At 35.0% G+C, this 19,296-nt stretch carries 23 protein-coding genes; 14 read left to right on the forward strand and 9 right to left on the reverse strand.

From position 1 onward, the window contains the following. Together PQ963_08830 and grpE are read right to left on the reverse strand one after the other, a co-directional pair. Positions 1-828 (reverse strand): Hsp70 family protein (locus PQ963_08830; GenBank protein MEN4029768.1); only part of this gene is annotated, 828 nt, incomplete at its 3' end. 11 nt (positions 829-839) lie between these two features. Beyond that, positions 840-1,355, reverse strand: a complete 516-nt coding sequence (grpE, locus tag PQ963_08835) for a nucleotide exchange factor GrpE (GenBank protein MEN4029769.1) — start codon at positions 1,353-1,355, stop codon at positions 840-842. 307 nt (positions 1,356-1,662) lie between these two features. Here grpE and PQ963_08840 point away from each other — a divergent pair, with 307 nt between their 5' ends. Then, positions 1,663-2,142, forward strand: a complete 480-nt coding sequence (locus PQ963_08840; protein ID MEN4029770.1) for an ArsR family transcriptional regulator — start codon at positions 1,663-1,665, stop codon at positions 2,140-2,142. Between the two features lie 87 nt (positions 2,143-2,229). On the opposite strand, the gene hypF is transcribed toward PQ963_08840, so the two are convergent. Then, the gene (hypF, locus tag PQ963_08845; protein ID MEN4029771.1) at positions 2,230-4,539 is read right to left on the reverse strand and encodes a carbamoyltransferase HypF; all 2,310 of its coding nucleotides are present in this window, start codon (positions 4,537-4,539) and stop codon (positions 2,230-2,232) included. Between the two features lie 199 nt (positions 4,540-4,738). Here hypF and larB point away from each other — a divergent pair, with 199 nt between their 5' ends. Together larB and PQ963_08855 are read left to right on the forward strand one after the other, a co-directional pair. Beyond that, positions 4,739-5,503: a nickel pincer cofactor biosynthesis protein LarB gene (larB, locus tag PQ963_08850; protein ID MEN4029772.1), complete on the forward strand. Its 765-nt coding sequence runs from the start codon at positions 4,739-4,741 to the stop codon at positions 5,501-5,503. A 32-nt stretch (positions 5,504-5,535) separates the two neighbouring features. Then, a complete protein-coding gene (locus PQ963_08855; protein MEN4029773.1) occupies positions 5,536-6,054 on the forward strand; it encodes a nitroreductase family protein in 519 nt (172 codons plus the stop codon). 86 nt (positions 6,055-6,140) lie between these two features. Here PQ963_08855 and PQ963_08860 read toward each other — a convergent pair whose 3' ends face one another. After that, positions 6,141-6,878: a thermonuclease family protein gene (locus tag PQ963_08860; GenBank protein ID MEN4029774.1), complete on the reverse strand. Its 738-nt coding sequence runs from the start codon at positions 6,876-6,878 to the stop codon at positions 6,141-6,143. A 421-nt stretch (positions 6,879-7,299) separates the two neighbouring features. On the opposite strand from PQ963_08860, the gene PQ963_08865 reads away from it, so the two are divergent. After that, positions 7,300-7,455, forward strand: a complete 156-nt coding sequence (locus PQ963_08865; GenBank protein MEN4029775.1) for a hypothetical protein — start codon at positions 7,300-7,302, stop codon at positions 7,453-7,455. Between the two features lie 226 nt (positions 7,456-7,681). Here the strand turns inward: PQ963_08865 and PQ963_08870 are convergent, their stop codons facing one another. Further along, positions 7,682-8,395: an alpha/beta hydrolase gene (locus tag PQ963_08870; GenBank protein MEN4029776.1), complete on the reverse strand. Its 714-nt coding sequence runs from the start codon at positions 8,393-8,395 to the stop codon at positions 7,682-7,684. 1,031 nt (positions 8,396-9,426) lie between these two features. On the opposite strand from PQ963_08870, the gene PQ963_08875 reads away from it, so the two are divergent. Beyond that, on the forward strand, positions 9,427-9,891 hold the full coding sequence (locus PQ963_08875) for a hypothetical protein (GenBank protein ID MEN4029777.1): 465 nt from the start codon (positions 9,427-9,429) through the stop codon (positions 9,889-9,891). Positions 9,892-9,909: 18 nt separating this feature from the next. Continuing rightward, the gene (locus PQ963_08880) at positions 9,910-10,452 is read left to right on the forward strand and encodes a hypothetical protein (protein MEN4029778.1); all 543 of its coding nucleotides are present in this window, start codon (positions 9,910-9,912) and stop codon (positions 10,450-10,452) included. A 155-nt stretch (positions 10,453-10,607) separates the two neighbouring features. Here PQ963_08880 and PQ963_08885 read toward each other — a convergent pair whose 3' ends face one another. From PQ963_08885 to PQ963_08895, 3 genes are all read right to left on the reverse strand, one after another. Continuing rightward, positions 10,608-11,291 (reverse strand): class I SAM-dependent methyltransferase, encoded by a 684-nt coding sequence (locus PQ963_08885; protein ID MEN4029779.1) that lies wholly within the window; start codon positions 11,289-11,291, stop codon positions 10,608-10,610. Positions 11,292-11,344: 53 nt separating this feature from the next. Further along, entirely contained in the window at positions 11,345-13,192 is a 1,848-nt protein-coding gene (locus tag PQ963_08890; GenBank protein ID MEN4029780.1) for a DNA-directed DNA polymerase, read from the reverse strand. Positions 13,193-13,355: 163 nt separating this feature from the next. Beyond that, positions 13,356-13,691, reverse strand: coding sequence for a DUF2769 domain-containing protein (locus PQ963_08895; GenBank protein MEN4029781.1), 336 nt, complete (start codon positions 13,689-13,691; stop codon positions 13,356-13,358). Positions 13,692-14,022: 331 nt separating this feature from the next. Here PQ963_08895 and PQ963_08900 point away from each other — a divergent pair, with 331 nt between their 5' ends. Beyond that, the gene (locus tag PQ963_08900) at positions 14,023-14,631 is read left to right on the forward strand and encodes a GNAT family N-acetyltransferase (GenBank protein MEN4029782.1); all 609 of its coding nucleotides are present in this window, start codon (positions 14,023-14,025) and stop codon (positions 14,629-14,631) included. A gap of 101 nt (positions 14,632-14,732) precedes the next feature. Continuing rightward, on the forward strand, positions 14,733-15,536 hold the full coding sequence (locus tag PQ963_08905; GenBank protein ID MEN4029783.1) for an alpha/beta hydrolase: 804 nt from the start codon (positions 14,733-14,735) through the stop codon (positions 15,534-15,536). Here PQ963_08905 and PQ963_08910 read toward each other — a convergent pair. Then, positions 15,510-15,800 (reverse strand): hypothetical protein, encoded by a 291-nt coding sequence (locus PQ963_08910; protein MEN4029784.1) that lies wholly within the window; start codon positions 15,798-15,800, stop codon positions 15,510-15,512. The two genes, PQ963_08905 and PQ963_08910, sit on opposite strands and share 27 nt — an antisense overlap. 156 nt (positions 15,801-15,956) lie before the next feature. Between PQ963_08910 and hcp the strand changes: the two genes are divergently transcribed. The 6 genes from hcp (at position 15,957) to PQ963_08940 (ending at position 19,294) form a co-directional block, all read left to right on the forward strand. Further along, positions 15,957-17,444, forward strand: coding sequence for a hydroxylamine reductase (hcp, locus tag PQ963_08915; GenBank protein ID MEN4029785.1), 1,488 nt, complete (start codon positions 15,957-15,959; stop codon positions 17,442-17,444). 87 nt (positions 17,445-17,531) lie between these two features. Then, positions 17,532-17,723, forward strand: coding sequence for a hypothetical protein (locus PQ963_08920; GenBank protein ID MEN4029786.1), 192 nt, complete (start codon positions 17,532-17,534; stop codon positions 17,721-17,723). Positions 17,724-17,772: 49 nt separating this feature from the next. After that, a complete protein-coding gene (locus PQ963_08925) occupies positions 17,773-18,285 on the forward strand; it encodes a DUF6448 family protein (protein ID MEN4029787.1) in 513 nt (170 codons plus the stop codon). Positions 18,286-18,315: 30 nt separating this feature from the next. Continuing rightward, complete coding sequence (locus PQ963_08930) at positions 18,316-18,531, forward strand: ferredoxin (protein MEN4029788.1); 216 nt, start codon at positions 18,316-18,318, stop codon at positions 18,529-18,531. A 13-nt stretch (positions 18,532-18,544) separates the two neighbouring features. Continuing rightward, entirely contained in the window at positions 18,545-18,865 is a 321-nt protein-coding gene (locus PQ963_08935; GenBank protein ID MEN4029789.1) for a cupin domain-containing protein, read from the forward strand. A 135-nt stretch (positions 18,866-19,000) separates the two neighbouring features. Then, positions 19,001-19,294, forward strand: a complete 294-nt coding sequence (locus PQ963_08940) for a hypothetical protein (GenBank protein ID MEN4029790.1) — start codon at positions 19,001-19,003, stop codon at positions 19,292-19,294. The last annotated feature ends 2 nt before the right edge of the window (positions 19,295-19,296 follow it).

Below are 19,296 nucleotides of genomic sequence, written 5' to 3' on the forward strand. Positions count from 1 at the left end.
TTTTGGGCCTTCTGCAGTTGCAGTAATAAATGGAAGGTTTATGTCTGATGTCAGGGTTGTTGAAAGCTCTATTTTTGCTTTTTCTGCAGCTTCTCTTAATCTCTGGACAGCCTGGTCATCTGCCATGAGGTCAACGCCAGTGTCTCTTTTGAATTCTTCTGCAAGGAAATTCATGATAGCATTGTCCATATCGGTTCCACCAAGTTTTGTATCACCGCTTGTGGATTTTACTTCAAATACACCCCCTCCAAATTCCATTATGGTCACATCAAGTGTTCCACCACCAAAATCGAAGACCATGATTTCAAGTTCTTCTTCCTGTTCTTTATCGATACCATATGCTAAACTTGCTGCTGTAGGTTCGTTTACAAGCCTTACTACTTCAAGCCCTGCTATTGTACCTGCATCTTTAGTAGCAGTCCTCTGGTTGTCGTTAAAGTAGGCAGGAACTGTAATAACAGCTTTGTGTACCTCTTCACCAAGGAATGCTTCAGCGTCTTTTTTAATTTTCTGTAAAATGAAAGCTGAGATTTCCTGAGGGCTGTACTGTTTTCCAAGGACATTTACCTTATAATCTGTTCCCATACTCCTTTTTATAGCACTTATGGTGTTTTCAGGATTGGTTACAGCCTGTCTTCTTGCTGGTTCTCCAACCAATCTCTGTCCATCTGGAGTAAATGCAACATAACTTGGAAATGCTTTACCGTATTGTGTAGCTCCTTCTGCACTTGGTATGATTGTTGGCTTTCCACCAACCAAAACTGCTGCTGCAGAGTTACTTGTTCCAAGATCTATACCTATAATTTTTTCTTTTTTATTATTAGCCATCATATCACCTTTTATTTTTTACAAACTTTTACCATTGCACATTTAATTATTTTATCATTCAGGGTGTATCCCTTTGCAAGAGTTTCTGTTACAATACCGTTTTCGTAATCTTCGTGTTTTTCAGTCATTAGGGCTTCATGTTTGAAAGGATCGAACTTTTCTCCTTCTGCAGGGATTTCTGAAAGCCCCTGTTTTTCAAGAACGTCTTTTAAGTTTTTATAGATTAATTCAACGCCTGATTTAAGGTTTTCTCCTTCTTCAGCTGATTTAAGTGCTCTTTCAAGGTCTTCGTAGATATCAATTATATTGATTATCAGACCTTCATTGGCGTACTTAATGTATTCGCTCATGTTTTTTTCAGTTCTCTTTTTGTAATTTTCAAAATCAGCCTGAAGGCGCTGCATACTTGAATAATAGTCGTCAATTTTCTGGTCTTTTTCTTCAATTTGATTCTTTAGATCTTCAATTGACTTTTCTTTCTCTTTCAGATCCTTCTTTAATGTTTTCAGTTCATTTTTATCGGTCATTAATTCACCTTTTTCCAGTGTAAAAATAATAGTAATCTTTAATAGGTTATAGTAACAAAAGGTTATATAAATCTTTCGCACAAAAATAACTTTAGGTGACTAAAAATTATCACCTATTATATCACTCATCCTATAAAAAGTTGGGTGAATTTTTAATAAATATATTAAATTATTAGAGAAATTATTATAATAAGGTTTATAAAGGGGATTTACATCTTAAACCTTCTCTGAATAATAATCGAATTTAAAAGGATAAAAAAAATTTTAAAACAAAATTAGAAAGTTAAACATTATTTAAAGGGATAATATGGATCTTGAAGCAATACTGGATGTTATGGGATGTAAAACAAGAAGAGATATATTAAATCTCCTGACAGAAGAGCCCCGTTTTGTAAGTGAAATATCTAAGGAGCTTGAAATAGGACAAAAAGCTATAATTGAACACTTAAAAGCAATGGAGAAATTAGGACTTTTAAAATCATCCTTCCAGAAGATAGAAAGGGGCCGTCCAAGAAAATATTACGATATATCAAGTAAAGTAGAAATTCAAATAAGTATAGATGGAAATGTTATTAGAATGGACATTAGAAGAGATGACTTCTCAAAATTGCAGGAACTGGAGAATAGATTCAGTTTAGGACATGAGGACGTCATTGAAGATCTGGAAAATCTTATTGAAAGGTATGATAGAGCAAAGAAATATGCTGAAATACTGTTAATGGAAGCAAAAAGAAGGAGAAATGTGATAAAATTATTAGAGGGAGGTACAGAGCGTCTTATCCAGTAACCAGATGGAAAATAACCAGGCCCTAAAAATACTTATCTCTTTAGAGTTAACTTTACCGGGTTTAGAAACCATTTTAAAATCAAGAAACTATCTGTTTTTATAATACATAGCAGCAATAGCAGCCTGCCCCAGCGAAACAGAACCATCTCCAGCACATGTATTTTTATGCTGAATAAATTCATATCCACTTTCTGTTACAGCATTTTTTATGGTTCTGCTGATAGCTTCATTGTAAAATACGCCTCCAGTTCCACCAATTACATTAACACCTGTTTTATCTGCAGCTTTTATGCCTAATTTTGCAAGACCTTCTGCTACAGCTTTCTGGGCTGAACATGCAATATTTTGAACACGTTCCCCTGATTTTTTAGCCTCCAAAACAGAAATCAGTATTTTAGAAGTATCCAGCATGTTAACTCCACCCTCAGTTTTAATTTCAACAGGAATCTCAACTGTATCTTCCCCATAATAAGCTGTTGACTCCAGTTTCATGGCACATTCACCTTCATAAGTTCTCTCTCCACAAATTCCAAGTGCAGCTGAAATTGCATCAAGCACGCGCCCGGTACTGGTTGTTTTCTGGATATTAAACTGCCTATCAAGTTGTTTTAAGACCAGATCTATCTCTTTAGCACCATATTTAAAATAATGAATATATTCATTTTCCATCAGTTCTCTAAGTTCCTCTTCACTGTAATAATCATAAAGCATGGCTATTACCATTCTTACAGGATATCTGGTGGTTAAATCTCCACCAGCCATATTTTGCGGCATCAAAGTACCCAATCTTTCATAATTTTCATCTTTAGCATGTAATATCTCGCCCCCCCATGCTGATCCATCTGCACCATAACCTACACCGTCTGCAGCGATGCATATGAGTTCGTCAATTCCATGATCAACAAAAAGCGCCCCTGCATGTGCATGATGATGCTGAACTCCGTAAACATCGCATTTAAACCTTTCACTCAATTCTCCTGCAAGCTTAGTTGTAAAAAACATTGGATGAAGGTCACATGCCACAACATCTATATTTTCTGTCCTTGTTATGTCCATCATGTAGCTAATGGCTTCCTGCAGGTATTTGTAGGTTTCATATTTGGTTGTGTTTCCAATATGCTGTGATACATAGCATTTCTGGTCTTTTAGCAGGGAAAATGTTACATCGATCTCAGGCCCAAGAGCTAAAATGTTTATACCGCCTGCAATTTTTGAAAAATCGTATGGTTCAGGCACATAACCCCTTGAACGCCTTATAAACGCTAAATCTCCATTTCTAAACCTTATAACTGAATCATCACATCTATTAACTATTTTTCTATCATGAAGAAGATAATAATCTGCTATCCCTTCTAATTTTGCCAGTATTTCGCCATTATCTATGAGCATGGGTTCTCCGGGCATGTTTGCAGATGTCATGATGTATGCTGGTTCATCAGTTTCCCTGAAAAGCAGGTGGTGCAGTCCAGAATAGGGGAGCATTACTCCAAGGTTATGAAGATCTGGAGACACAGATGGTGCCAGATAATAATTTTCGTTTTTATTAAGCACTACAATTGGCCTTCTCCTTGAAATTAAAGCTTTTTCTTCGAAATCTGCAACTTCGGCAAAGGTCTTTACAGTTTCAATATCTGGAGACATGCAGGCAAAGGGCTGGTTAAATCTTCCAAGCCTTTCTCTTAAAGTAATTACAGGATCATCATCTGTTGCTTTTAAAACAAGATGTGTTCCTCCAATTCCCTTAATTGCAAGTATATTTCCTTTATCTATGAGTTTGACGGCTTTTGCTATGGGATTTTTAACATCCAAAATTTCATCTTTGTAGAGAAAAATGGAAGGTCCGCAGGCGAAGCAGCATGTTGCTTCTGCATGATAACGCCGATTTAAAGGATCGCTGTATTCAACCAGGCATTCATCACAAAGTGGGAACTCATCCATTGAGGTTCGCTTACGATCATATGGAATTGATTTTATAACAGTAAAACGAGGTCCACAGTCAGTACATGCAGTAAATGGATATTTATACCGTCTATCTACTTTATTAAACATTTCTTCAAGGCATTTATCGCAAACTGCAACGTCTGGTGGAATTACAGATGATCCAGAAAATTCTGCAGCGCTTTCAAGTATTACAAAATCATCAAATTCAGAAGTTTCAACAGACCCCTCCCAGTTTACATTCAAACCTGTTATTTTAGAAATTGGAGGTTTATTATTGCATAAATTTTTTATAAATCCTTCGATCTGTAATTTATTTCCTTCAAGAACTATTTCAACACTGTTTCCAAGGTTTCTGACCGATCCTTTAAGGCCCATTTCTTTAGCCAGTCTATAAACTGTGGGCCTGAATCCAACTCCCTGTACAATTCCATGCACCAGGATTCTAACTCTTTCCAATTTTATACCTCTAAAAATTACATTAACTGATTTAATCTTTGATAAATGATTAAATCCCGCTTTTATCCCTTATTGAATTAGTTGTCTAAAAGTTTTGTGCTGACTATAAACAGGTATGATAATTTTAAAAGTCCATGACATTTAGGTTAACTTTAATATTTTGATCTTTATAATATAAATAAACAAAAATTGTGATCCCATGAAAGAAATACTCCAAAGGCTTGTAAACAATGAAATTTCCCCTGAAGAAGCTGAAAAAATGCTTAAAACGTTGCATATTGAAGAACTGGAAGATTTTGCAAAATTAGATACTTCAAGGCACTTAAGGACAGGTATCCCCGAGGTGATATATGCAGAAAATAAGGATGATGAAGATCTATTGAAAATTATATTGCATTGTGCTCATATGGGTCATGTGATGGTTACGCGGCTTACTGCGCAAAGATATGAATTAATGAAACCTGAAATTGAAAAAATTAAAGAAAATAGCCTTATTGAATATAACAGAAAGGCACGCGTTCTTGTTATTAAAAATAGGGAGATAAAAAAAAGGGGCAAGATAGGTATTTTAACTGCAGGGACCTCTGATATTCCTGTGGCAGAAGAAGCACGAATTACAGCTGAAGAAATGGGTTGTGAGGTTTTAACAGCTCATGATACGGGTGTTGCTGGAATACACCGTCTTTTTTCTCCATTGAAGCAAATGCTTGCAGAAGATGTTAAAGCAATTATTGTGGTGGCTGGAATGGAGGGGGCGCTGCCTTCTGTGGTTGCAGGACTTGTTGATGTACCTGTAATTGGAGTTCCAACTTCAGTAGGATATGGAGTAGGAGAAGGAGGATTTACAGCTCTCTATTCAATGCTCCAGTCATGTTCTCCTGGAATTGCAGTTGTAAATATTGATAATGGTTTTGGAGCAGGGGTTTTTGCAGCTAAATTAACTAAACAGGCTCTTAAAGATTAAATAAAAGAACTTTTAAAGTATGGGGGTTAATTATGGATGTTTTTGAGGCTATAAGTAAAAGAAGAAGCATCAGGAAGTATAAAGATACTCCAGTTGATGATGAGAAGATTGAAATGATACTGGAAGCAGGGCGAATTGCTCCATCTGCTGCAAACAGACAGGAATGGAAATTTATAGTGGTTAAAAACAAGGAAACAAGGGAAAAACTTGCAGTAGCTGCTAACGATCAGAAATTTGTTGCTGAAGCACAGGTTATAATAGTGGCATGCGCAACAGAATCAGAAAGAGTAATGCCCTGCGGCCAGTATGCATATACAGTTGATATATCTATTGCAGTTTCATTTATGATTCTTGAAGCCACTGAACAGGGCCTTGGAACATGCTGGCTTGGAGCATATGATGAAGAAAAAGTAAGGAATGTTTTACAGATTCCTGAAAGAATCAGAGTTCCAGCAATGTTTACATTGGGATATGCAGATGAAGAACCGCATCAAAGACCGCGAAAGCATTTAAGTGAGATTATTAGCAGTGAATTTTACATGACTCACTAATTTTTGGAATATCTTTATCCATCAATCAAGTAAATTGCACTTTGCCCACAACTTATCACCACTTCTTTTTCCTCTCCACAAGCTTTTTAAGGATTACAAATACCACAAGGATTATAACCTCCATTAATAGCTTCTTGCCTGGAAGTTAAACGGACTTTATTTTTCTCACTCATTTTAGATACTGAAGAGCAGGAAGGTTCATGAAACTTCTTTGAATTACGATTTCCCATATAATAATCAGCATTATTTGAGCTGGTACTTTTACTCACTGTTCGATAATTAGTTGTTCCTGCCCATGAATAAGGATTAAACTCAGATGGAGGAATATACATCACTTCTGCATATCCTTTTTTTAATAATTCTGCATTTACGTTGGTATCTCCAGCATAAACAACAGATAGAACTCTTCCATATTTATCATAATGTTTAGCGTTATCAATATCTAAACCAACAGTCTTTCCTAAACATAAACCCTTAACAAAATCTTTAGCTTCTTGATAACCTGCCTGTCCTCTTTCTGGAGTGTTCACACCTACAAAACGTATTCTACCCACACCATCCACATCAATGGTATCTCCATCAACAACATATGAACAATAACCGCTGGCTTCATAATTAGTTTTAAGAGCTTTGGTAGTATTAGTTGCTTGAGAAGTGGAAGATTGGCTGGGAGCTTCGGTAGTGTTATTAGCTGTTTTAGAAGTGGAAGATTGATTATAACTTTGATTATAATCATAGGAAGTATTATTTTGGCTAATACAGCCTGCTATACTCATAATACTTAAAAATAAAATGAATATTAAAATTATATTTAATTTTTTCAACTCCATCCCCCAATATTATTGAGGTTTAATTTTACTAATACTTATCGAGAATTTGGATTAACCTTTTTGATTTTGATATTATTATACATTATGAGTAGTTCGTAAGGTTAAGTATTGTATTGTGCAGGGTGTATTATTGATTTATGACAACCAAAAACACCTGCGTGGTAAGATATTGAATGGCGAATGTATTAAATCCTTGAAAAACCTCTGGTTTTTTGGGGCAGTCAAAAAATCGTAGCCCTCAAACACGAAGCTTGCAAAATCTCTGATTTTGTGGCATCAAATTCAAAGAATTTGAAAGCCGTCAAACACGTAGTGTTTGGGCCAACAAATCTTCGATTTGTGGCCGAGGAAATACAGTTCCCCCGGCGGTCAAAATCAGAGATTTTAACTGTTTGGGCAATCAAAACCAAAGGTTTTGAATGACACCATAGACTTTCTATTGAAAGAAGTAGAGAGAGTGGGGTTTAAAATTAAAGGACTTTGCCTGGATCGGGAGTTCTACACTGCAGAAATCATAAACTATCTTCAAGAAGCGCCAACATCCACTTTCCCCTCTCCGGGAAAACGATGATACTCCACACTTTAGATGCGGGCGCATTAATTGCGATTGATTTTTTAACAATGAGTTTCTTCATATCCTACTCCTCTTTCTCGCTAAAATTTTCACCCGGTCTAAAGTTTGGAAAACCTGATCTTAAACATTTCTTCCTGCCTGGGAGGAACGTCAATTTTAACAGCCAAATTGGTGATACCATCCTTAAAGTTTTCTCTCGCCGCAAATATTACTCTACTGAAACCTATTTACGGCGGATCGGCGCAAATGTCTGTACAGGGTCTAACGTCATGAATTCAAAAATGATTTTATTACAAAGCTCTGGTTTTTCTACGAGAAAACCATGCGAAGTACCGGGAACAACCGCTAATTCACCTTTTGGCAGGGCTCGATAAAAGTCCATGGCATGCTCGAGTGTGACTTCATCGTCATCACCGATCATGACGAGGGTCCGACACAGTATCTTTTTTAAATCTTTTCTCGTGAGCTTGGGCCCACCTGTATGCATCTCATAGAGCTTCTTTTCTATTTCAAAATTTTGCTTTGCAGGAGCTTGACTGATCACGCTGGGAGCCCAGCCACTATTATGAAATACACCGCCTGCGCATATCAGCCGCTCCACAAGATCCGGACGTTTCAACACCACAAAAAGTGCTATTATGGCACCGTCGCTCATGCCAAGTATCCGGGCCTCACTGCCGACGACTTGTTCGAGGAAATAGATCATGTCATCTGCGACGAGTTCGTAGCTGTAAGTACCCGGAGTATCAGGCGTATGGCCATGGCCACGTCGTTCTGGCAAAAATACGTGGAAACGTGAGGTAAGTGAATCGAGATTCGGCTCAAAAACACTGGAATCAACCCCGACTCCGCCGGGGTGAAACATAACAAGGGGCTCGCCCTTACCGTGATCATCATACCACGTCCGTATGCCATTTAGCTCAACATATTTTCCCATAAAGATTCGCTCGGTTATTTTATCAATCGGGGTGTCTGATTTGGCGTGAAAATTTATGGGTTATTTGAGTTTAATTTCACGCATTGATAGTTATTCAAAAGACCCTGTTTAAGCTTTGTTTGGCAAAGTAATTAAATTTATCGATAGTAGAACTTTGAAGTCATGAATTGGCTCGAAACAGGCTACAGAGCATAAAGATATCAAACTATGCTAAAAATAGTTTCACTGGCTTCATATTTTGATTTAAAAGTATCTCATGTTTACTTTGAGGTAAAAAACCGGAAAAGCTCCGGAAATTCTTAAATATTGACGAATTGTTATCTTTAAAACAGGTGAGAGAGGTTTTTTCACAAAATGAACAAAAATATCTGGAAATGGTATTGAAAACATTAAATAAACTATAATTTAAAAAAATACGAGAGGTTAAAACTGTTTTAATTGATTCAACCCCGTTACTTATTCGGGATAAACAAGTATAAAATAGTTCCTTTAATATTTCCCAAAAAACCCACCCTAAAAGTGTTAAAAAACAAAATGATCGATCCATTAGATTATTTTGACCATGAGAATAAGTTAGGATCAATATACAGGAAAATAGGAGAAAGGTTATTTGAATTACTTCCTAAATGGGGGGATTTTCGCCGGACAAGATGGAATAAGTATTCCAATTCCTCAAAGAAAACTCAGGTTTAGGCCCACACATATACCCAACCATCAGTCTATAAAAAACCTATCTAAATGTACTTTTACTGGGAATATTAGTATCCTACGGTCAAAACGAAATCCAGGAAATCTACGCCATGGAAAATTTCACTTAAAACAGACACCCTGTTTTTAAATAATTTAAATTTTCAAAAAGTATAGGAAAAGATAATTAAACTTTTTATTGGATAATTTATGCAAATAATTTAAGATGCCTTAATTTTGATGCTTTTATTTCTCAAAATTTACTAAATAATTGTGAAATTGATAGTTTTTATATGTAATGAAATTTAAAATAATAATCATAAAGAAGTCTATGAGGAGATTATATGTGGAATAAGAAAAAACTAAAAACATTTGTTGATTTTTTAAACGATTGTTTAGAATTTGAATTTAATATTAATGAATTTAATCATAGACTAATGCTACAAAAATATATTTATTTAGCTGGTTATTTTGGACTTAACCATAATTATTCTTATAATTTATATATAAGAGGCCCTTATTCCAGTAAATTAGCTGAAGACTATTATGATTTAGATATAGATAGTAACAAATTAGAGTTAGATGATTTTGATAAAAAAGGATTCAGAAATTTTATCAAGGATAAAAGTATATTCTGGTTAGAAGCTACGACTACTATTTTAACTTTATATAGAAATTATAAAGTTCTTTATGAAGAAGCTGACCTAAAAGAAGCTATTTTAGTGAAAACAAAAAGTCTTAAACCCTACATAGACGATGAAATAATCAACGAATCATATAAAGAAATCAGCGAAAAATTTATGAACTAAATAGATGATTTATAGAATATGGAGAATGATAAACAGCACGTTTATGTCGATACTCAATATGTTTATGCCTATGCAGTTGGAAGTAAAAAAGATGAAGATAGATATGTAGCAGAACAATTTAAATCATTAATTTCAAATAAGAATCCAAATATATTACCTAAAATACCATTTACTGTCATAGGAGAAACAATTAATAACATAAAAACTAAAAATTTGAGTTCTAATGAAGAACAAAATATAATGGACAAAATTTTAAAACTTTCAAGGAATAATAGTGTTGATTTTATTCCAGCTTCTCCTTTTTGTCTTAAAATTGCTAGTTATATTAAATCTCAAGATCCAAGACTTGAGGATACAGATGTTTTAATAGTTTCTCATGCAATTGCAGATCCTAATTCTTCCTTATTACTTTTTATAGAAGATGCAATTATTAATTCAGGCGTTATAGATGAATTAAGAGTTGATAGGGCAAATAAAATTAAGGAAATATGTGATCATAATAGTAATTTAAGGTATAGAGATCTAAATATTAGAGATTTTTTTAAAGAAGATATCAATTGAAATAAAATTAAAGAAAAGTGCTTATCCTGGTGCCAATACCGCAGGATATGGCATAAATTCAAGGTATTTGATTTTGAATTGATTAAAATCAGAATTGTTTAAACTTCTCTATTTGGAATATGAAAAAAGATGAATAACAAAGAGATTGAAAAACTTTAACCCCGCTTTATTCCATAAAAAATACAGAAATTATAGTATTTATAGTAAATATCCACATCTTTAAAGCCAGTATTTTTTAGCCATTTTAAATTATTTTGAAATGTAGCTGGTTTATCAAATTTCATCCGCTCTACTGCAGTATCTTTTTCTGGTCCACTAAAGTTATTTTCTTCTATTTTTTTCATCCAGTTGTTGTAATAGCTTTGATCAATGTTTGAAGTGGAACCAATCACCTGATCTGCGTTTAAAAATATTCCATCTTCACTTAAGGCATCGTATATCTTTTTATACAATTTTTGTTTATCAGCATCTTTTAGGTGATGTATTGAAAGTGATGAAACTATAATATCAAAAAGATCCTTAAAATCATGTTCACAGTAGTCTGCAACAACATATTTGAAGTTTTCATGTCCTTTAAATCTACTTTTAGCTATTTTTAGCATTTCTTCTGAAAGGTCGATCAATGTGAATTCAGCTTCAGGATACTTTTCAAAAAGATATTTAGTAAGTAAACCAGTCCCTGCCCCCAAATCAAGTATTTTTGGTTTTCGTTTTTTAGAGTTAGCAAGATCTGTAGTTATATTGTAAAGATCATCAAAGCAGGGAATAATTAACCTGCGTATTTTGTCATAATGCTCTGCATTTTCATCAAATTTTTCTTTTAATGCATTTTTATCCATATTAATACCTTCTACTAATCTAAAGATGGATCCAGTAAGTAAATCTTTATCTTTTATTTATCTTTTAATTTTCCGGTGTAAGTGGCATAAAAGCCATCTGTATCTGCATATATTGCTTTAAAACCATATTCTTCTGCTTTTTTCATGGTTTTTTTAATGTAATCTCTTCCCCATGCAGTTACAGCGTCTGCGCATTCTCTACTGTACCACCTAAATCTTGCAAAGCCGTAAAGGCCGTACATAGAATTTGCAAGAGTTTTAAGAGCTTGCTGCTGTACATTTAATATCCTTTTTTCTAGTTCATCATCGCTTTTCTTCATTTTATCCTTGATCACTGCCCTTTCTTTGAGCAAATCCCCTATAATAGAAGGTATGAAACCATTAGGCTCTTTTTTAAACTTGTGTCCAACTTCTGGAGCTGTATAGTACTCTCCTTCTTTACCATTTTTAATTACAGTTTCCATTGAAATATTTTTAGAGATAATTATGCTTGGATACAGACTTTTAAAGTCGAATGAAACAATGTTCTCGTGAAGACCTTTTTCCGGATCTTTAACATAACCGCCCACGTAAGTAAGTCCTCTTCTTTTTGAATATTCAGATTGTGAAGGTTTATTTGGCACGACCTCGCCATATTCATAGGCTTTTCTTATAAGGAACCATTCTATCATTTGTCCTGAGGCCATTCGGCTTACATCAGAAAGGGGCTGTCCAATGATTCTTGTAAGTTCCAGGACTAAAGGAATCATTTTTTCCCCTATTTTATAAGCAGCTACAGCATCATCCAGCGAGTATTCAAAGAGTTTTTCCAGTTTTTCACCACCAGAATCCCAGTATTTCCATATTTCATCCCCTTCAATGTCTTCTTTTTCCTCGCCGAAGAGTTCCCTGTAAACACGCTCTAAAGTGTAACGATCAAGGGTTAAATGCCTTCTCATTACAGGATAAAGGTCAACATGGATTCTTCCACGAATTACTGCTGCAGAAACAAATCCACGCCTTAAAAATTTAATTTCAGAGCCGTCAAGCCCTAAATTTAATTTTATACCCAGTTTTTTAGCCCTATCATTAATATAGGGAAAATCAAAGATATCTGAATTGTAACCTAAAATAACATGGGGATTTTCAGTGTTTATAATTTCTATAAATCTTGATATCATCTCTTTTTCGTCTTTAAGGGTTTCAACATATTTTTTAGAAGATTTTTTGGTTGAAAGCACCCTTTCAAACATTTCATGTTTGATTGCCCGAACACCATGTGTTCGACGGCTTTCCATGCCAAAATTCCCGGCAAGACTTATCATGATGATTTCGTCACTATCTGCATCAGGCATTCCTTTAGGGTTTCTAACTTCAATATCGTAACTCATAACCTTTAAATGAGGTATTCCACTGTCTTTAGGTTTTGGTTTACCTTCAATTTCAAAGATAGTGATATTTTCTCCAGGATCAGTAATTCCAGGACATGATGGGGAATCTGTACTTTTCCCTTTGACTTCCACTTCTGCCATTGGGAAAAGACCATTATCTATTAAGTATCTCCTGTAAAATGGAATATCATGCTCTCGAATATCCTGAACTTCACTTAAATTTAATATTTTTTCCCGAAGTTTGGGAACGTCTTGAGGATGTGACAGGACAACTTCCAGGAGTTCTATTTCTTCTCCAGTATCCTTTTTTTTGATCTGGTTAACTTCAGCAACATCCAGAGTTTTAATCTGCACAATACATTTTTCAATATTTCCTTCAGGGATTACGTAGATGTAAGGTTTGAAATTCCTATCTAAAGCAATTATGGACTGTTCTTCTCCTCCAGTTTCTTTTCCAAAGAGCCTTACCACTGGAAGACCGTTATCTGTAACGTAATCAATGTCTAAAAGGACAAATCTTTTTGTTTCCATGGAACTTTATTTATAATACAAGTAGTATATAACTTTTGTAATCAATAATAAGCTGTTTTAGAGCTTTTTCATTAAATAAACTAATTCAACCTTTAAATAAAGTTTAAAAATAGCTATGGTCTTAACCAAAAAAATAAAATAATTCAATTTTTTTTAACCTTGTTTACTGGGCTTTACCCTCGGCACAGAAGTATCCGCCGGGTTCCCCTGACTCTAAATTGTTTTCTTTAAAGATGTCGCATTTGGGGCACTGACACATTTCTTCAAAGTTAAGATCTTCACATGTAGCTTTTCCTGTTGCACAGTAAAGTCCAGGAACATTTTCTGGATGAGATATTATTTCCTGTTCTACAGCGGCTGCTGTTTCTGGTGGGTCAGACGCCATTGTTTTTTGTAATGTTTCTAATTTATCCATTGCACAGCTGCTTTGAGCTTGAACTGGGCATCCTGGACATTTACATTTTCCTATATTTTCCATGTTAAATTCTATATCTACCATAATCCATCTCCTCCATGTAACAATAAGTGTCTCATTAGTAATATAATTGTGGATTGATTTATGTGGAGTTACTAAAATTTTAAAATAGAAAAATCTTAAATACAATCGTTTGCAATTAGTATATTAGAGATGGTCTTAAAATCAAAAATCTAAATAAAAAGAAGTCCAAACAGAGCTTTCAAACACGTAGTGTTTGATGCTTGCGAAACCTTCAAATTTCTGCGAATTTTCGATGGTTTCATGTTCGATGGCTTTAACCAGAAATAGATATTCTGTAAAATATTGGGTCATGGGACAGCCTTATTAAATCCATAGAAATAGGAAGCAAAAAATGGAGTTTAAAAAGCTGGATACCAGCAAACATGACTTAAATAAAGTATCAATGTTAATCTATGAGACTGAACTGGAACTGGTCCAATCTCTTTTTGGAAAAAATCAAAAAAAAGCTCAAAAAAATATAAAGAAGCTTATTTATACACACAAGAACTCTTTTAGTCATGATAAAATATATGTGGTAACTGGAGAAAAAGAAGAAGTACTGGGAATATTAGTATCCTATTTAGGTGATGAAATTAAGGTAAGCGAGGATATAAAAGCATTTTTAAAAGCAATGGGGATTATTGAATTTTTAAAACTTGCTTTAATAGGGTTGATACTCTATAAATTGTTATTTACAGATAAAAAACATGATGATTATTATTTAAGTAATATATCTGTTGATAAAAACCACAGGGATAAAGGGATTGGGTCTTTCATACTTGAAAAATCTTTTGAGCTTGCAAGGGAGAAAAACGCATCTCGAGTAGTTCTTGATGTAAGTCTTGGCAATGAAAGAGCTTTAAGGCTATATGAAAGATTTGGGTTTAGAGTTTATGATAAAAAGAGCATAAAATGGTTCGGTGAAGAAATAGGAACATTTAGCATGGAGAAAATACTTTAAAACCGGTCATTATTCCTGTATTCTGCACTCATCTTATTTTTTTTATTTGCAGTTACCTCATGAATAAACAGGACTTAAATTTAAAAAAGAAGGTGTTAATTATGAGTTTGTACTCTAAGGAAACTGGCGAAGGAAACAGGGAAACAATAATATTCCTTCATGGTGGGGGAGTTGCTGGATGGATGTGGGATGAGCAATTAGAAGCCTTCAATGATTACCATTGCATTGTCCCTGATCTTCCAGAGCACGGACAAAGTGTGGAAGTGAAGCCGTTCACCATAAAAGGCACCGCAGAAATGGTAATTGATATTATCCAGAATAGGGCTCATGGTGGAAAGGCACATCTTGTAGGAATATCTCTGGGTGCTCAAATCATTGTTCAGATTCTGAGTATGGCTCCTGAAGTTGTAGATCACGCATTAATTAGCGGAACACTTGTTCGAAGCATTCCCCACACCGATACATTTTTAAAACTTCTAAATTACTTAATTAAGGCATATGAACCTGTAAAAGACACTGATTTTTTTATAAAAGCCAGTATGAGAATGTATAACATGCCAAAAAGCCTTTTTAATAATTTCAAGGAAGCTACACGATTTATAAAACAGGATTCATTAAATAGAATCCTTAAAGAAAACATGCTTTTTAAAATGCCTGATGGCATTGAAAAGGCCAGTGTGCCTGTGCTTGTGATGACCGGCCAGAAAGATTATAAAATCATAAAAGAATCTGCAGAGGATCTCCTGAATGTCCTCCCAAATTCAAAAGGAGCCGTGGCTTTGAAGGTGGGGCATATATGGAATATAGAAAATCCAGAACTTTTTAACAGTGTGTTAAGGGCATGGATAACTGATAATGAATTTCCTGAAAATCTTAATTTAAAAAGCTTCTATTGCCCGTATTAATCTGTTTGCAGCATTTTTAAGTTCAGGACTAACATCTGGCCGCTTTTTTATTTTTAAGGCCATATTAAGAACTTTTGGCACATCTTCAGGAGATATGTTCTGTGCCATTTGCATATATGACTCGTCAGGCTTATCCTCCTCAAAATCTATTTTTTCTTTTTCCATTTCCTTTAAAAGTACCTGACAAGCACCCATTCCCTGAGAGGCAATTTCTTTATCTTTACATTTTTTCATCAGTTTCAAAGCATTTTCATCCATCTGCATTATTATCACCAGTTTAATATATGATCTTATGACTTAAATTTATTACGAATTAAAACCAAAATATGACTATGCAGATGAAATTTGAAGTTATTGCCTTAAAAAACAAAAAACTGGTCATCAGTAATTTAATATCATACAATGTCTGGAGGTAATTAAATGAAAAAATACCGGTGTTTAGTATGTGGATATGTATACAACCCCGAAAAGGGCGATCCAGATGGTGGGATAGCTCCTGGAACTGCTTTTGAAGATCTGCCAGATGACTGGATCTGTCCAGTATGTGGAGCAGGTAAAAACCTGTTTGAACCAATGGAAGAGGAAGTAAAAAAAGAGGTCAAAAAAGAAGAAATGGAAATGTTCTGTTACCAGTGCTCTCAAACAGCAAGAGGAACAGGATGTACAGTACAGGGGGTATGTGGAAAAAGTGCTACAGCCGCAAGGCTCCAGGATAATCTGTTATTTGCAATTAAAGGAATATCTGCCTACCTGTATCATGCAAGAGAACTTGGATACACAGACGAGGAAGTTGATGCCTTTATGGAAAGGGGATTTTACTCCACTCTTACAAATGTGAATATAGATATTTCTGAGTTAATAAACCTGGCTCTTGAAGCTGGAAAGATGAATATAAAAACAATGCGACTTCTAAAAACTGCTCTAATTGAAACTTACGGCGAGCCCACACCTGTTGAAGTTAACACAGGAACAAAAAAAGGTCATGGTATCGTAGCCACAGGCCACAGCATGAAAGCCTTAGAAGAACTACTTAAACAGGCAGAAGGAACAGGGATCAATGTTTACACCCACTCAGAGCTCCTTCCAGCCCATGGATATCCTGAACTGCGAAAATACGACCATCTCGTGGGACAACTGGGTAAATCCTGGTTTGATCAAAGACAGGTATTTTCTAAATATCCTGTTGCAATTCTTGGAACATCAAACTGCGTTTTACCTCCAAGAGAAGATTACAAAGATAGAATGTTTACTTCAGGAGTTGCAAGACTAACTGGTGTGCAGCATATTGATGGTTACGACTTTTCACCATTAATTGAAAAAGCTAAAGCCTTACCTGAACTTCCAGATGAACCTGGAGAAAAAATATTTACAACTGGATTCGGCGCTTCAACAATCCTTTCACTTGCACCAAAGATAAAAGAACTTGTTGAATCAGGTAAAATAAGGCGATTTTTCCTTGTTGGAGGTTGTGATGCCCCGCTTGCAAAATCACCATACTATACAGAATTTGTGGAAAAATTACCTGAAGACACTGTCGTATTGACACTTGCATGTGGTAAATTCAGAATGAACTATCTTCCTCTTGGTGATATTGAAGGAATCCCTCGTTTAATAGATATAGGGCAGTGTAATGATGCTATTGTTGGGATTGACATTGTAACCGCGCTTTCAGAGCTTTTCGGCCTTGAAATAAATGAACTTCCATTGACAATTGTTTTAAGCTGGATGGAACAGAAAGCTGCCGCTATACTCTGGAGCCTGCTATATCTTGGAATTAAAGGAATTTATCTGGGTCCAATAGCTCCTGCATGGGTAAACAAAGATATTATGGACTTTCTTGTTGAAAATTACGACATTCGACCGATAAGTACTCCTGAAGAAGATATTAAAGAGATTTTAGGGCAATAGTACCCTTCCTTTTTAATTTTTCAAATTGTTCTATAATCTACGAAAAATATTTTTATTAGCACATTTAAAATCAATACTGTGATCCTAATGGTTGAAGACGATAAAATAGATAAAGAATTTGAAGCAATGTTAAAGGGTAAAATGGGTTGGAAATGCTCTTGTTCGCTTGATATTGTGGATAAGAAATCTAAACTCAAAACTGTTACATGTAAAGGATGTGGCAAAGTTTTTAAAACAAATAGGGATACAGATTACTGTTTTAAATGTGATAAAAAGTAATTACTCCAATTTAAGTGGAATGAAGTACATTATATGAAGGAGGAATATTATGGCGCCACATTGTGATACAATGGACGGACCTGTAGTTAATGCCGCAGAAATGGCTTTAGAAATGGAAGATATTAACTATATACTCCCCTTTGTGCCTCAAACTGCTGAAGACGAGCTTAAAGAGGCTTTCAGGAAAACTCTCTCTGTAAGGGAGCTAAGTGAAGAAGCAGGCGAACTTGCAGATCACTGGTTTTTTGAAACTGCAGTGCGTTTGCACAGAAAAGGAGAAGAAAAACCTTATGAAGGGCTTAAACCTGCAGAACTTGACTGGGGCCCAGTAATATCAAAGGCTGAAAAAGCTATTGAAGATGAAGATCCAGGGAAGGTTATTGACTTTTTGACTGGTGTTCTTGAGGATGAAATTCAAAAAAGATTTCAAAGAGCAATTTCACTAAAGGATCACGATATAAATGATATTAGCACTGCCAGAGAGTATGTAAATGCAATGCTTGGCTTTGTTCTATATTCTCATCATCTTTACAAATTTATAATAAATAGCGACCATAAATAGTAATACTGAGTTTGTTTAAAAGGTGAAAATATGGCAAAAATAGAAATTGAAAGACCTATGTGTATATCCTGTGGAAACTGTATTGATTTATGTCCTGAATTATTTGAATTTGCTGAGGATGGACTTTCCACTCTTATAGATGGGGAAAGAGTTGGGGATAATGATGAACAGGAAATAGAAAACCCTGGATGCGCTGTAGATGCTGAAGCAAGTTGCCCGGTATCAATTATTCATGTTTATAATTAACTGGAGGTCTAAAATGAGCGATATGATGGGAAATGTGTTTAAAACAGAAGATTTAATAGAGTACCAGGAAGGCTCTGTTGTAAGCAGGGAAATCATAAGAAAAGATACAGGCACTGTAACAATCTTTGCCTTTGACAAAGGAGAAGGCTTAAGCGAACACACAGCACCCTTTGATGCCCTGGTCCAGATAATAGATGGTAAAGCAGAGATAACAATTTCAGGTAAAAAAAACATACTTGAAAAGGGTGAAATGATCATAATGCCTGCAGATGAACCGCATGCACTTAAAGCACTTGAAAAATATAAGATGATTCTGACCATGATAAGGTCTTAAATCATTTATACTTTTTAAGCCCTCAGAGAAATTAATAGCTAAATTATGGTCATGAGCAAAATAGAGAGTAAATGGAATAAAAAGCTTTAAAGCAGATAAATAAATATTTATAATGGTTGATACTATTAAATAATTATGATCAATGAACTCATAGAAGGGGGTTACTCAGCACTACTTGAAAAACTTGGTGTTATAAGGTTTGTTCAATGGGATGTGGTAACCAGAGCTTCAGGTGTACCGGGTCCACTCAGGTCTGCCCATGTTGTGGATTACAATGCTTTATTGTTCTTCAGCGCTCTTTTGGTTTTTCTGTTTATCTTATACAAAATACAGCAGGTAGTGAGGGGAGACAGGAAAAATATGAAAAATCCGGGCATCAAAGAGAAGAAACGGCAGGTTAATCAGGAAATTAAATTTGACAGGAAATGAAA

Source organism: Methanobacterium sp. (assembly GCA_039666455.1).
GTDB lineage: Archaea > Methanobacteriota > Methanobacteria > Methanobacteriales > Methanobacteriaceae > Methanobacterium_D.

Coding starts and splice junctions, on each gene's coding strand:
- grpE (MEN4029769.1), bottom strand. CDS start 1,355: ATGACCGATAAAAATGAACTGAAAACATTAAAGAAGGATCTGAAAGAG.
- PQ963_08920 (MEN4029786.1), top strand. CDS start 17,532: ATGGTTGAAGACGATAAAATAGATAAAGAATTTGAAGCAATGTTAAAG.
- hcp (MEN4029785.1), top strand. CDS start 15,957: ATGAAAAAATACCGGTGTTTAGTATGTGGATATGTATACAACCCCGAA.
- PQ963_08885 (MEN4029779.1), bottom strand. CDS start 11,291: ATGGATAAAAATGCATTAAAAGAAAAATTTGATGAAAATGCAGAGCAT.
- PQ963_08840 (MEN4029770.1), top strand. CDS start 1,663: ATGGATCTTGAAGCAATACTGGATGTTATGGGATGTAAAACAAGAAGA.
- PQ963_08855 (MEN4029773.1), top strand. CDS start 5,536: ATGGATGTTTTTGAGGCTATAAGTAAAAGAAGAAGCATCAGGAAGTAT.
- PQ963_08870 (MEN4029776.1), bottom strand. CDS start 8,395: ATGGGAAAATATGTTGAGCTAAATGGCATACGGACGTGGTATGATGAT.
- PQ963_08890 (MEN4029780.1), bottom strand. CDS start 13,192: ATGGAAACAAAAAGATTTGTCCTTTTAGACATTGATTACGTTACAGAT.
- PQ963_08875 (MEN4029777.1), top strand. CDS start 9,427: ATGTGGAATAAGAAAAAACTAAAAACATTTGTTGATTTTTTAAACGAT.
- PQ963_08940 (MEN4029790.1), top strand. CDS start 19,001: ATGATCAATGAACTCATAGAAGGGGGTTACTCAGCACTACTTGAAAAA.
- PQ963_08905 (MEN4029783.1), top strand. CDS start 14,733: ATGAGTTTGTACTCTAAGGAAACTGGCGAAGGAAACAGGGAAACAATA.
- PQ963_08900 (MEN4029782.1), top strand. CDS start 14,023: ATGGAGTTTAAAAAGCTGGATACCAGCAAACATGACTTAAATAAAGTA.
- PQ963_08880 (MEN4029778.1), top strand. CDS start 9,910: ATGGAGAATGATAAACAGCACGTTTATGTCGATACTCAATATGTTTAT.
- PQ963_08935 (MEN4029789.1), top strand. CDS start 18,545: ATGAGCGATATGATGGGAAATGTGTTTAAAACAGAAGATTTAATAGAG.
- PQ963_08895 (MEN4029781.1), bottom strand. CDS start 13,691: ATGGTAGATATAGAATTTAACATGGAAAATATAGGAAAATGTAAATGT.
- PQ963_08930 (MEN4029788.1), top strand. CDS start 18,316: ATGGCAAAAATAGAAATTGAAAGACCTATGTGTATATCCTGTGGAAAC.
- larB (MEN4029772.1), top strand. CDS start 4,739: ATGAAAGAAATACTCCAAAGGCTTGTAAACAATGAAATTTCCCCTGAA.
- PQ963_08910 (MEN4029784.1), bottom strand. CDS start 15,800: ATGCAGATGGATGAAAATGCTTTGAAACTGATGAAAAAATGTAAAGAT.
- PQ963_08925 (MEN4029787.1), top strand. CDS start 17,773: ATGGCGCCACATTGTGATACAATGGACGGACCTGTAGTTAATGCCGCA.